Source organism: Agriterribacter humi, from assembly GCF_009192765.1.
In the GTDB taxonomy this organism is placed as follows: domain Bacteria; phylum Bacteroidota; class Bacteroidia; order Chitinophagales; family Chitinophagaceae; genus Agriterribacter; species Agriterribacter humi.
The window spans coordinates 191,509-204,618 of the sequence record NZ_VOHQ01000008.1; the positions used below are offsets into that span (position 1 = coordinate 191,509).

At 40.9% G+C, this 13,110-nt stretch carries 9 protein-coding genes and 1 tRNA gene; 3 read left to right on the plus strand and 7 right to left on the minus strand.

Annotation, left to right across the window (positions count from 1 at the left end; all coding sequences use genetic code 11):
* Positions 1 to 109: 109 nt before the first annotated feature.
* The 5 genes from FRX45_RS14900 to lpdA form a co-directional block, all read right to left on the minus strand.
* Positions 110 to 802 (minus strand): LytR/AlgR family response regulator transcription factor, encoded by a 693-nt coding sequence (locus FRX45_RS14900; RefSeq protein ID WP_152269240.1) that lies wholly within the window; start codon positions 800 to 802, stop codon positions 110 to 112.
* Positions 803 to 866: 64 nt separating this feature from the next.
* The gene (locus FRX45_RS14905; RefSeq protein ID WP_152269241.1) at positions 867 to 2,378 is read right to left on the minus strand and encodes a TlpA family protein disulfide reductase; all 1,512 of its coding nucleotides are present in this window, start codon (positions 2,376 to 2,378) and stop codon (positions 867 to 869) included.
* 219 nt (positions 2,379 to 2,597) lie between these two features.
* Complete coding sequence (locus FRX45_RS14910) at positions 2,598 to 3,821, minus strand: DUF4407 domain-containing protein (RefSeq protein ID WP_152269242.1); 1,224 nt, start codon at positions 3,819 to 3,821, stop codon at positions 2,598 to 2,600.
* Complete coding sequence (locus FRX45_RS14915; protein ID WP_226805397.1) at positions 3,760 to 5,274, minus strand: sensor histidine kinase; 1,515 nt, start codon at positions 5,272 to 5,274, stop codon at positions 3,760 to 3,762. The genes FRX45_RS14910 and FRX45_RS14915 overlap by 62 nt, the downstream gene beginning before the upstream one ends.
* A 266-nt stretch (positions 5,275 to 5,540) precedes the next feature.
* Positions 5,541 to 6,947: a dihydrolipoyl dehydrogenase gene (gene lpdA / locus FRX45_RS14920; protein WP_152269243.1), complete on the minus strand. Its 1,407-nt coding sequence runs from the start codon at positions 6,945 to 6,947 to the stop codon at positions 5,541 to 5,543.
* Between the two features lie 262 nt (positions 6,948 to 7,209).
* On the opposite strand from lpdA, the gene FRX45_RS14925 reads away from it, so the two are divergent.
* A complete protein-coding gene (locus FRX45_RS14925) occupies positions 7,210 to 9,411 on the plus strand; it encodes a right-handed parallel beta-helix repeat-containing protein (protein WP_152269244.1) in 2,202 nt (733 codons plus the stop codon).
* Positions 9,412 to 9,467: 56 nt separating this feature from the next.
* On the opposite strand, the gene FRX45_RS14930 is transcribed toward FRX45_RS14925, so the two are convergent.
* Positions 9,468 to 9,539: transfer RNA gene (locus tag FRX45_RS14930), tRNA-Met, on the minus strand.
* A 236-nt stretch (positions 9,540 to 9,775) separates the two neighbouring features.
* On the opposite strand from FRX45_RS14930, the gene era reads away from it, so the two are divergent.
* Positions 9,776 to 10,642: a GTPase Era gene (era, locus tag FRX45_RS14935; protein ID WP_193311713.1), complete on the plus strand. Its 867-nt coding sequence runs from the start codon at positions 9,776 to 9,778 to the stop codon at positions 10,640 to 10,642.
* A 59-nt stretch (positions 10,643 to 10,701) separates the two neighbouring features.
* A complete protein-coding gene (gene der / locus FRX45_RS14940; RefSeq protein ID WP_152269245.1) occupies positions 10,702 to 12,015 on the plus strand; it encodes a ribosome biogenesis GTPase Der in 1,314 nt (437 codons plus the stop codon).
* 25 nt (positions 12,016 to 12,040) lie between these two features.
* On the opposite strand, the gene tsaD is transcribed toward der, so the two are convergent.
* Positions 12,041 to 13,099 (minus strand): tRNA (adenosine(37)-N6)-threonylcarbamoyltransferase complex transferase subunit TsaD, encoded by a 1,059-nt coding sequence (tsaD, locus tag FRX45_RS14945; RefSeq protein WP_152269246.1) that lies wholly within the window; start codon positions 13,097 to 13,099, stop codon positions 12,041 to 12,043.
* Positions 13,100 to 13,110: the final 11 nt, after the last annotated feature.

Consider the following 13,110-nt stretch of genomic DNA (forward strand, 5'->3'; position numbering starts at 1 on the left):
TTTCGAATTTATCACTTCGGATGTCGCATTTGAAATTTATTTATCTTTTGCTTTTTGTCGTTTTTTTGCGGAAAAAAAGTAACCAAAAAAGCCCCGCCCGACTGAACGGTCACTTTACCATTTGCTCCAATGCCGTACTGTAACCCGGGCCTACCGGCAGGCAAATATCATCTATCCGGATATTGTATTTATCCATGCGGGTAATTTTGTTATTGGCAACAATATAGGAGCGATGAATACGGGTAAATAGAGCAGCAGGAAGCAAGGCTTCTACTTCATTCATGGTAAGCCTGGAAAGTATTTTATTTTCAGCAAGAATAAAGTGAACATAATTTCCCGCACTCTGCAGGTATACGATATCATCAAAGTCTATCCTGATCTGCTCGTAACCGCTTTTTATAAATACATGATCAGGGTTGATTTCCTGAACGGAAGCGGAAGATTTTAACCGGTACAATTCATTGGCCTTATTGGTTGCTTTTAAAAAACGGGCAAGTGAAAATGGTTTTAAAAGATAATCAACCGCATCCAGCTCGAAGCTTTCTACAGCATGTTCGCTATAGGCGGTAGTAAAAATTACCATAGGAGGCTTCACAACTGATTTCAGCCAGTCAATGCCGCTGATGTCCGGCATCTTAATATCTAAGAAGATCAGGTCTGTTTTTTGTTGCTGTAAATAGGCAAGTGCTTCAAAAGCATTGGTAAAGCAAGCCTGTAAATCTACAAAAGGCACTTTTGCTGAAAGCGATTTAACCACTTCCAGTGCAATGGGTTCATCGTCTATGGCGATAGTGTGAAGCATTTTAAGAATGTAAGCCTAAAGGTTTGATGCAGCCGGTATCTTCATTTTGAATTGTTGAATAAAACTACAAAACTTCATCCAACTGCTTGTACAATTTCTCCCTGCTGCCCGGCCGTTCCGCATTGGCTTTTACCATCTTTCCATCTCTGTCAAACAACACATAAGTAGGGTAGCGGTTGGTTACTCCTCCTTCATTTTCAATTTCTTTCCAGCAGCTTTGTATCTCGTCATTGTTCAGCCTGTAATGCTCACCTTCCAATTCATACAGGTAAGCCATTTCTTTCCATAAGTTTTCTTTATTGTCATCATCCATATCTAAGTAAACAAATACGATATCCTTTCCCGCGTACCTTTTCTTAAGCTCAGGTACATATCCCATTTCCACGCGGCAGGGACCACACCATGTACCCCAAATATCAAGATAAACCACCTTCCCTTTGTATGCCTGTACAAATTCCTTCAAAGATTTTATTTTTTTTCCTGTATGAAAAACGATTTTCGTATTCCCCGATTGCTGTTCAAATAATTGCCGCAATTTATTTACTTCCAGCCTTGCCATTGAAAAATAGCTGCTGGTTGGATAATAACGCTGAAGTGTATCTTCTAAAGCTTTTGCGGTTGAAAATAATTTATTATTACAGCTTTCCATTATCTTATTGAACAATACTTTGTCCTGTATCTTTTCCGGAAGGTTTTGCCTGGCATATAACCAGGAAAGTATATAGCGTTCGCCATACTGCTCCGCCTGTTTATTGATTTCCGCGAATGGCATTTGCAGTAGCGATTCAATACGGTGCTTTGCCGTCACGGAGTCTTTCCGGAAATCCTCTCCCGCTTTCATTAGCTGGTACCTAGTATAGTTGTCCAGCATCATATTCGCGTATAAACAACTTACTAAAGTAGCGCTGTCAGGCAAAGGTTCCAGGCTGATTACCTTGTTTAAAAATTGTTCCTGGTCTTTATTTTTGGCCCATCGCATAAAGTTGCCGGCAAAATCGTACAGAAAACATTGATTAACATACTTGTATTCCTTTAATAAAATTTGTTGAAGATTTCCAGGAACAGGGGTTGATTCGATTTTTATTCTGGCTGCTGCATATTCCTTACGCACCACTTGCAATACACCTGCCTCCAGGGAGTCTATCGGCATTTTAGCATACACATTTTCTTCCCATTTACCCTGCATAAAAAAGGGGATATCTTCGATTTTTAATTGATTAAGCAAGTTGTTTTCTTTACCTGCAGTTCCGGCCAGCAGTATATTTTCTTCGCTTTGCAAAGCATTAAATGAAAGATGCAAATTCCGGCCCGGACTTAGTAATAGTCTTCGTTCAAATTCATTATACTTCAACAATGCAAATACCGGGTAGGGTAAAGCGATGGTTTGCTTAAACTTACCGCCGGCGTTTAATTTTATTTCAACAGACTGGTTGTGGTAATGGGCGCCTGCGTACAACAGGTTCAGGGTTAGGGTAGTATCCTTAAAGTTTATTACACGTCCGGATAAGGTACAGGTTTGCGCGTTTGATCCTGTAGTAATAAGTAGAATAAAGACTGTAGTAAAAAATTGTCTCATAAATAATATGTGTAAAGATTTTTAATGAGGATAACAGCAAACGATAGCATCCTGGTGTTTAGTCAATCAAATTATGTCTGTATATTATCGTGAGATGTGAAATGAACTTTCACGTCTCGCACCAGCCGGCTGGCAGGTTTCGCGTTTGTCATGGCACTATTTGCTGTTACCTGATATAGTAGCGTTGGCACTACCCGTAAAAAAGGACTCCCTTTCTGTTTAATTTCTGCTGAAATACAATAGTTTGCTTTTCAACTGCTCCCAGAACTGCCGCACTTTGCCCGGATTTTGCTTCCATTGGTTAAAATAATTTTCAGCCTCTTTACGGCGGTATGCGTCAATTTCAGCCATTACCTCAATTTGCAATTGTTTGTCGGAGGCCAGTGCTTTTTCATAAAATTCTTTTTCTACTTCATGAAAGGCTGCTCTTTTGTTTTGCCAGGCCAGTTTCTTCTGCAACACGGCGTCCTGCACTTTTTCTTCATACAATCCCGAAGGCATCATGAGCTTGGTAAGCAGGGGCATCAATTCTATCAGCATAATCAGCATGATCACCAGCCTGTACCGGTATTTTACAGGAGGGTGGGTTAGCATCAGGTCGTCTAAGGTTTCTATGCGGGTCAGAAAGCCGTCTGACAATCCTGTTTCAAATTCGCCTATACGTGCCTGTATGTTGTTTTCTAATTTCTTTTCCTGTGCCAGTGCACTGTCTAAAGGCGCCTGCATCGTTCTTTTCCAGGCTATCATATCTTCTTCCGCTTTCAGGTGGGCCATTTTCTTTACACGAGCTATTGTGTATTCGCCAATCTTTCCCGAACCACCGGTGCCGTCTGTTTCACGGATATAGGCATTCTTCAGATCAAGAATTTCCTGTTCCCGGTTTTTTTGCTCATTGCGGATACGGTCAATTTCTGATTTGGCTTCCTGTAGCGGTATTGTATTTTCCTCTCGTATTTGTTTGGTATATGCTGCAATTTTCTTTTCTTTTACCACAGGCAGGTGCGCATCCACATCTTTTTTAAAAAGCATTAATACTACAGGCTGCGATAAAAAGAAGCCGATGGTAAGCGCAAGTACCAATCTTACGGATAGCGATAGCCAGCGGTTCTTCCCGCCATTGCTGTTAATGCCGGCAATGAGTCCGCGGTCTATAGTAAGGATCACAAATCCAAAAAAAATGGCAGCAGGTAAAATGATCAGGATATCATCAAATAAAGTAGAAAAGAAATAGCCCCAGGCCAAAGTGGCAAAGATCCAGGTAGCCATTACCGTGTAACCAATTACGGTATAACGAAACCTGTCTGGTCCGCAATCTTTCATTAGCCTGGCGTCGGCTGCAGCCATCCACCACAATATTTTATCCCATGAAGATATTTCATTGTCATAATTGGATGGTGAGGTGGACGAAGTATTCTGTGTTTGTTGATCTGATATGTAATTCATGTTGCCCGGGATATAAAAGTGATAAACGTTGTTTTACATTTTCCAGTCCTATTCCGGACCGGTCTTTTTCGGGATCATCTTCCTTTTTAAGATGAACGCTATTATAAACATCGAAATAAAGATTTTCAGTATCACACGATATGTTAATTTTTATCCATGATTTTTCTTTGAGGCTTATACCATGTTTAAAGGCATTTTCTACAAAAGGAATGAGCAGCATGGGAGCAATGTAGTGACGGCAATCCTTATCCTTTATGGTCAGATCTATAGCTATATCAGGCGATGTAAGTGTACGGAGTCTTTGGAGATCAATATAATTTGTTAAATAATTGATCTCCTTGTCCAGCGGTATTTTTTCTTCCTGGTTCTCCTGGAGCATAAACCGCATCATGTCTCCCAGCTTCTGCACACCTTCAGCCGTCCGGTCGGCATTTTCCTGCAGGGCAGTACCATAAATGGTGTTGAGGGCATTGAATAAAAAATGAGGGTTGATCTGAGAGCGCAGGAAATCTATATCGGCGCTTTTTTGGGAAACGGTTTTTTTAAGGAATTGTATTTCTTTTAATTTTTCTCTTTGCTGATCAAAATGGAACCTGGCTAAAAACCAGGTAACTATCAGTAAGCCTAAAATAAAAAAGACAACGGAAAAAAATACTCCTTCATTTCTGGCTGCGCCGGAAAGCTCAACAAATAATACAAACAATGGAAGGCCAAAAACAATAATAATGAGCAAAGAAGGGAATAGCAGCTTTCTTCTTTTGGCATGTACAGCGAACCGCGGTAAAAAAAAATAAGCCGATAAAAAGAAAAGGGTGATATAAAAGGGGAGAAGCACAAGAACAAACGAAGGAACCCATCGAAAAATATATTCCCTGAAAACAAAGGAAAAGCCGAGCAGCATTATCCATGACCAACCCGTTGCAATAACTTCGGTGAATAACTTTTTATAGACTGGTTTGTTTTTTAATACTTCATTGTGCAACCACACTGCCAGCATTTTACACAGGTAATAAGCGATAAATAACAGGAAAATGAGTAAGGTTTGTCCAAATGATTCTTTCATTACCTGCATATCGGCTCCCTTTTTTGTAGCGTATACGGCATACAGGGAATAACGTAACCAGGTATTGCAGATAAATGCTGACAGGAATACCACCACAAACGATGTGAAAAGTGAACCGGCAACAGCCAGGTAGTTTTTTTTCTCAAGCTGATGTGGAATGATTTTAAAATTCAATGCAAAAAGGATAGCCGCAATAACAACAACAATTGCAAGCTGTGGGATCAGGTAATACTTGTAATAATCAAAAACAAGATGATAGCGGATAGCCGCCTGTCCATATTTATGTAATAAAGCATCGGAAGAAAAGCTTACACTTTCATATGCTTTTACAAACATATAAATGAGGAGAAGGGTTACTGCTCCCCAGGGCTCTAATTTTTTTATTTGCATAAACCGTTAAGTTTTTGCAATAGTAAAACAGATAAGCTATGTTATTATTAAAATGTGATGAAAGCGGGGTTTGATGTGATGAAACCGCTTTATATTTTGTGAAAAAGTGAATAGTCAATAGTGAATAGTGTTTCACTCTTACCGGTCATCTTTCACCTTTCACTCCTTGAGAGGGAGCAACGCAAAGATGCGGTCTGAACCTCCTTACTTCGGGTACCAACCGCATCTTGCAACTTACCACTTACTACTCGCCTCTTCCCCCTTATTTATATATCTATCGCCTCCCCGTAAGCGGCGGCAGTTGCCTCTTTAACGCCTTCGCTCATGGTTGGATGCGGATGCGAAGCATTCAGTATTTCATGATAGGTGGTTTCTAATTTACGTGCAACAGATACTTCGGCGATCAGTTCTGTTACATTGTAACCGATCATGTGTGCGCCCAGGAATTCCCCATATTTGGCGTCATAAATTACTTTAACAAAACCATCCGTGGCGCCCGCGGCGCTTGCCTTGCCCGAGGCTATAAATGGGAACTTACCTATTTTAATTTCATAACCGGCATCTTTTGCAGCTTTTTCGGTGTAACCAATGGATGCTATTTCGGGCGTGCAATAGGTACAACCGGGAATATTATTATAATCCAATGGTTCAGGAAGATGCGGGTATTTCTTTTCGTTGTAGCCCATGTGTTCGGCAGCCACAATTCCTTCTTTGCTGGCAACATGCGCCAATGCCTGGCCGGGACTGCAATCGCCAATAGAATAAATGCCGGGCACATTGGTTTGCTGGTATTTGTCTACTACTATTTTACCCTTCTCTGTTTTAATGCCCAGTTGCTCAAGCCCGATGTCTTCTATATTGGCTACAATACCTGCTGCACTCAAAACAATATCTGCTTCAAGGGTAATTTCACCATTGCCTGTTTTTACTTTGGCCTTTACACCACTACCGCCTGAATCAACACTGGTCACTTCACTGCTGGTATAAACTTCTATACCTTGTTTTTTAAATTGCTTTTCAAGTTCTTTTGAAATCTCTTCATCTTCAACCGGCACTAACCTGGGCAAAAATTCAACAAGAGTTACTTTAGTACCCAGGCTGTTGTAAAAATAAGCGAACTCAACACCAATGGCGCCGCTGCCCACAACGATCATGCTTTTGGGTTGTTGTGGCAAAGACATGGCCTCGCGGTAGCCAATTATTTTTTTACCGTCAATAGGCAGGCTCGGTAACGGGCGTGAACGTGCGCCTGTGGCTATAACGATGTATTTGCCTTCTACTACCTGCGTTTTTCCATCCGCTGCTTTTACTTCTATTTGTCCTTTCGCTTTTACTTTTCCATACCCCATGATCACATCTACCTTATTCTTCCGCATTAAAAACTGCACACCCTTGCTCATTTTATCGGCTACGCCACGGCTGCGTTTAATAACAGCTTCAAAATTGTGCTTTACATCTGTGGCCTCTAATCCATAGTCTTTACTGTGCTTCATAGATTCATATACCTGTGCGCTTTTCAGCAGCGCTTTGGTGGGTATACAGCCCCAGTTGAGGCAAATGCCGCCCAAACTCTCTTTTTCAATGATCGCTACCTTAAATCCTAACTGTGAAGCACGGATAGCTGCCGGGTATCCGCCGGGACCGCTGCCTAAAACAATTACATCGTATGCCATAACAGAATTGTGTTTGATAAAGAATGGATCCAGGCAAAAAATGGGATCGCCCTTTCGTTACCTGAATTGATCTGCGAAAATACTTGCAAAACGGCAAACCACAAAAAGGCATGATTGAAGGAAGTTTTTATTTATTTGAAAATCCACGTAATTTGACTCCGGATTTCCAAATGAAACGGCATGACACCATGTCTTTTATCCGGAATGTTGCATTTTGGTGTTTATTTAAAATAACAAATTATCAGGAACTAAAATTAAAAAAATGAGAGCGTTGTTTTCCAGGACTAAAATTTTTTCAACATGGAAATTCTGTTTTTCATTGATCGCACTTGTAGGAATAAATATATTGGCTATAAGTGCCCCAGGTAATTCATCACCAAAACCTGTTTTAAAATTGTATGTTTCTACTGTTGGAAATGATAACTGGTCTGGAAAGCTTAGCCAGCCCAACCGAAATAAAACGGATGGTCCCTTTGCAACCATAGAGGGAACCCGGGATGCGATTCGTATATTGAAAAAGCAAAAAAAGCTTCCCAAAGGAGATATAATCGTAGAGATTCGGGCAGGTGTTTATGAACTACCGGGAACATTTGAGTTAGAAGCCGAAGATGGTGGTGCAGACGCTCATTCACGTATTATATATGTTGGGCAAAAAGGTAAAGAAGTACGATTGTCAGGTGGTAAAAATTTAACGAAATGGGATCTGGTTACAGATGAAGCTGTTTTAAATAAATTTAGTTCTGATGTTCGCGGAAAGATATATCAGTCAGACCTTGCAGCTATAGGTATAAATGATTTTGGGTCTCCGGGAGGTGGGGGTATAGAATTATTTTTTAATAACGAACCGATGTGGCTTTCGCGATACCCCAATAAGGGATTTGTCAAAATAACGGGGTTACTCAATGAAGATCCGGTAGATATAAGAGGAACAAAAGGCGATAAAGTGGGTAAGTTCAATTATGAAGACCAGCGGATAAATGAATGGAAAAATGAGAAAGATGCATGGGTTAGCGGGTATTGGTTTTGGGATTGGAGTGAACAATCACATAAAGTTTCCAAAATTGATACGGAGAAAAAGATCATGGAAGTAGCACCTCCATATCATACCTATGGATATCGCCTGGGTCAATGGTTCTATGGGTTTAATCTTCTTTCGGAAATAGATGAGCCGGGGGAGTATTATGTAGACAGAGAAAAAGGTATCCTCTATTTTTATCCACCATCAGGAGTTAAAAAAGGACATGCTTTTGTTTCCGTCAATAAAAATATCATAAGCATGAATAAGGTTTCATTTCTAACCATACAGGGTGTGATACTTGAAGGTTGCCGTGAAACTGTGGTTAAAATGGAAGATTGCAATCAGGCTTTACTTGTGGGGTGTACCGTAAGGAACGCCGGAGATGAAGGTATTGTTATTAACGGAGGAATTCGCAACGGTGTGGTGGGCTGCGATATATACGGTGTGGGTTCGGGAGGGATCAAAATTGATGCCGGCGACCGCAGCACACTAACACCGGCAGAGTGTTTTGCAGATAATAATAATATACACCATATCGCCAGAATTAAACGGGTATATTTTCCGGGAATTTCTCTTAACGGAGTTGGCAACCGTGCCACCCACAATCTTATAAAACAAATTCCACACATGGCCATATATTTCAATGGAAACGATCATTTAATGGAGTACAATGAAATATCTGATGTTTGCTATGAATCGAACGATGCAGGTGCAGTATATGCAGGCAGGAACTGGACGATGCGGGGGAATATAATCCGCTACAATTATCTTCACGATATTTCGGGTTTTGAAGGAAAAGGATGCGTAGGTGTTTATCTTGATGATGCATTTTGCGGAGTTGATATTATAGGGAATGTGTTTGATAAGGTTACACGTGCAATGATGATTGGCGGAGGCAGAGATAATAACGTTTTAAACAACATCTTTATTGATTGTGTTCCTTCCCTGCATGTTGATGCAAGAGGATTGGGATGGATGCATGATCATCCCGAGGAATGGATTAAGGATGAAAAAGAAAAGGGTACTATTTTAGGTATTGCTTATAACAAACCTCCATATAGTACACGGTATCCGAAATTGATCAATATCATTAATGATGAACCTAAAGCTCCCAAAGGCAATGTTATTTCACATAATGTTTGCCAGGGTGGTGCCTGGGATAAAAACGTAGGCTTCTGGAGAACGTCTATTGAAGATAAAGCCCGTCCTTATGTAACAATGAACGATAATGTTGTTGCGCCAAATTCAGCAGTTAAGGATAGTTTATCCGAAAGTTTTGTTATTGTTGATCCGTTATTTACCAATCAAAAAAATCCTAAACAAGGCGGGTATCAGCTTAGCGCTGATTCTCCAGCTTTGGAGCGGGGATTTAAGCAGGTTCCCTTTGGAAAAATCGGGCTTTACCAGAGTGATAACAGAGCAAGTTGGCCTGTTTCCAAAAAATAAGACCTGTATAAAACAATATGCATAAAAAAGCGCCACTTTAAGTGACGCTTCAACTGTTGCGAGGGATGGGATCGAACCACCGACCTTCGGGTTATGAGCCCGACGAGCTACCGCTGCTCTACCTCGCGATATAAGTTTAATATTTTTTAGAACTTCTGTGGTTATGAGCCCGATCCGCCGCGGCGGACTGTTCTACCCCGAGACTTTAAGATAATAAATTTTCCAAGCCCCTGTTCCCGCATACTGTTAAAATCTCTATTTCACTCATCCGCTTCAGTAATAAGGAGGCGCAAAGGTAGGTGTATGTATTTAATCAGCCAAACAATTTTTGTTTCTGTTACCTTTGCAGGAATTTTTTATGCTGATGAAAGTTGGATTTGTAAATATCTTTGGTAAACCCAATGCCGGCAAAAGCACTTTGCTCAATGCACTCATAGGGGAGAAGCTGGCCATTGTGTCGCCTAAAGTACAAACTACCCGCCATCGCATCAAAGGCTTTTTAAACAGTGAAAATTACCAGGTTATTTTTTCCGATACGCCGGGTATTATAGAACCCCGGTACAAATTGCACGAAAAAATGATGCATTCGGTAAAAAGCAGCTTAGAAGATGCAGATCTTGCATTGCTTTTGGTAGACGTAAATGAAAACCTTGAAGAGGCAGACATTATTTTTTCGGGACTCAGGTTAAAAGTTCCCGCTTTTGTGGTACTGAATAAGATTGACCGTACGCAGCAAGACAAAATAAAGCAGGTATCGGATTTTTTTGATGCGAAAGCATATTGTAAAAAAACGATCGCTATTTCAGCGCTTAAAAAAATAAATACAGACCTCCTGCTTAGTGCTATATTGGAGTTCTTACCGGAAGGGGAGCCTTTTTATGACGGAGATGATCTAACGGATTTGCCTACCCGCTTTTTTGTAGGTGAAATGATACGGGAAAAAATATTCGACCTGTTCCAGGATGAAATACCATATCATACGGCAGTGGTAGTACGGGAGTTTAAGGAAAAAATAAGTTTAATTAAAATAACAGCGGAGATCATTGTTCACCGGGAATCGCAGAAAGCTATTATTTTGGGAGAAAAAGGGAAAATGATCCGGCAAATCGGAACAACATCCCGGCAGGAGATAGAAAAATTTCTGAGCAGCAAAGTGTTCCTGGAATTATTTGTGAAAGTGCGGCCCAAATGGAGGGACAATGATATACATTTAAAGGAATACGGGTATTAGGTGCAGACTGCAACTTGCACCCTGAGACCTGAAACCTGAGACCTGAAACCTGAATTTTTATGAGTTTTACAGTAGCTATAACAGGAAGACCAAACGTTGGCAAAAGCACTTTCTTTAATCGTATGCTTGAAGAAAGAAAAGCCATTGTGGATAATATAAGTGGTGTTACACGCGACCGGCAATATGGGGTGGCTGAGTGGAATGGCAAAAGCTTTAACCTTATTGATACGGGTGGTTTTGTGCACGACAGTACGGATATTTTTGAAACCGAAATTCGCAAGCAGGTAACCATTGCCATAAATGAGGCCAATGCTATTGTATTTATGTGCGATGCGGCAACCGGTATTACCGCGCTGGATGAAGCCATGGTTAATATGTTGCGACAGTCAAAAAAACCCGTATTCCTGGTGGTGAATAAAGTGGATAACCCCGAGCGCATGCTGGATGCAACGGAATTTTACAGTATGGGTTTTGAACATATTCATTTCCTTTCCAGCATCAGCGGCAGTGGCACAGGTGAACTGCTGGATGACCTGGTGAAACTGATACCGGATGTGGATGATGACGAAGCGGGTGATAAAAATGCACTGCCCAAATTCGCTATTATCGGTCAGCCCAATGTGGGAAAATCATCTCTCCTTAACGCGTTGGTGGGCGAGGAGCGAACGATTGTAAGTGATATTGCCGGCACCACAAGAGATACCATTCATACGCATTATAATTTATTTCAGAAAGAATTTATATTAATAGATACTGCCGGTATACGACGGAAGAATAAAGTAGAGGAGGACCTTGAGTTTTATTCTGTGATCAGAGCCATAAAGGCGCTGGATGAAGCGGATATATGTTTGTTGTTGCTGGATGCCACTAAAGGCATTACGGCACAGGATATTAATATTTTTTCCTTAGCGGTACGCAAAGGAAAGGGCATTGTATTGCTGGTGAACAAATGGGATCTCATGGAAAAAGCAACGCATACAGCCAGGGATTATGAAAAAGAATTAAAGAATCGTTTGGCTCCATTTACCGATGTGCCGGTATTATTCATTTCGGTAAAAGATAAGCTCCGGATATTTAAAGTAATTGAAACTGCACTGCAGGTATATGAAAACCGGCAGCGCAAGGTACCTACTTCCAAACTCAATGATGTGATGCTGAAAGCTGTGGCATCTTATCATGCCCCGGTTGTAAGAGGCAATTCTATAAAAATAAAATATGCAACCCAATTACCCACAGTTGTACCCAGTTTTGCATTTTTCTGTAATTACCCCGATGATATCAAACAGCCCTACAAAAATTATCTGGAAAACCAGCTAAGAGCAAATTTTGATTTTAAAGGCGTGCCGGTGAGGGTGTTTTTCAGGAAGAAATAAATAATCCAACTCCTTTGGCGCCCATTCACCATTCCGCCCTTGCATTTGCAGTTACCGATAAATCTGAAAAATCTTTTTCCAGGTATTTATAATAGGCGGTAATGGCAATCATGGCGGCATTATCAGTGCAGTATTCAAAGGCCGGAATAAATGTATTCCATTGCTGCTTTTCTCCCATCTCTTTAAAAGCTTTGCGTAAGCCACTATTGGCGGATACGCCACCGGCCAAACAAATATTTTTAACGCCGGTTGTAATGGCTGCTTTTTTAAGCTTATTCAGTAAAATGGAAACGATGCGGGCCTGTATGGAAGCGCAGATGTCTGCAAGGTTGTCGTCAATGAATGATTTTCTTTCTGCTTCAGTAGATGAAAATATTTCTTTAAAAACATAGCTTTTCCCGGCATTTTGTAAAAAATATAAAATGGCTGTTTTAACCCCGCTGAAGCTGAAGTTAAAACCTGGTATCTGAGGTTCAGGAAACGGGAATCGTTTGGAATCTCCTTTTTTTGCATATTGATCAATTAATGGACCACCAGGGTAAGGAAGTCCCAATAATTTAGCCGATTTATCAAAAGCTTCTCCTGCTGCATCATCTATGGTTTCACCTATTACTTCCATTTGCAGGGGCGATTTGCACAAAACGATCTGTGTATGTCCGCCGCTTACGGTTAAACATAAAAACGGGAAGGAAGGTTTGGGGTCATCAATTAAATTAGACAGTACATGTGCCTGCATATGATGCACAGCAATTAATGGTTTGTTTAAGGCCAGTGCCAATGATTTGGCGAACTGCGATCCTACCAGCAACGAGCCGATCAAACCGGGCGATTGCGTAAACGCAATGGCATCCATCTCCTCCAGGCGGTGTCCGGCTTCATGTATTGCCGTATCCGTTACCGGCACTATGTTTTGCATATGCGCTCTTGACGCCAGTTCAGGCACTACGCCACCGTATTGTTCATGTACTTTTTGAGAGGCGATAATATTGGAAAGTATTTTTCCATTCAAACAAATACTTGCGGAAGTCTCATCGCATGAGGATTCAATAGCCAGGATGGAAATATCACCGGTAACTTTTTGCATGTGCAAAAATA

Bases quoted from the DNA above. Each gene is read 5' to 3' on its own strand.
- FRX45_RS14915 (WP_226805397.1), bottom strand. From the start codon at position 5,274: ATGCAAATAAAAAAATTAGAGCCCTGGGGAGCAGTAACCCTTCTCCTC.
- tsaD (WP_152269246.1), bottom strand. From the start codon at position 13,099: ATGCAAAAAGTTACCGGTGATATTTCCATCCTGGCTATTGAATCCTCA.
- lpdA (WP_152269243.1), bottom strand. From the start codon at position 6,947: ATGGCATACGATGTAATTGTTTTAGGCAGCGGTCCCGGCGGATACCCG.
- der (WP_152269245.1), top strand. From the start codon at position 10,702: ATGAGTTTTACAGTAGCTATAACAGGAAGACCAAACGTTGGCAAAAGC.
- FRX45_RS14905 (WP_152269241.1), bottom strand. From the start codon at position 2,378: ATGAGACAATTTTTTACTACAGTCTTTATTCTACTTATTACTACAGGA.
- FRX45_RS14910 (WP_152269242.1), bottom strand. From the start codon at position 3,821: ATGAATTACATATCAGATCAACAAACACAGAATACTTCGTCCACCTCA.
- FRX45_RS14925 (WP_152269244.1), top strand. From the start codon at position 7,210: ATGAGAGCGTTGTTTTCCAGGACTAAAATTTTTTCAACATGGAAATTC.
- era (WP_193311713.1), top strand. From the start codon at position 9,776: ATGAAAGTTGGATTTGTAAATATCTTTGGTAAACCCAATGCCGGCAAA.
- FRX45_RS14900 (WP_152269240.1), bottom strand. From the start codon at position 802: ATGCTTCACACTATCGCCATAGACGATGAACCCATTGCACTGGAAGTG.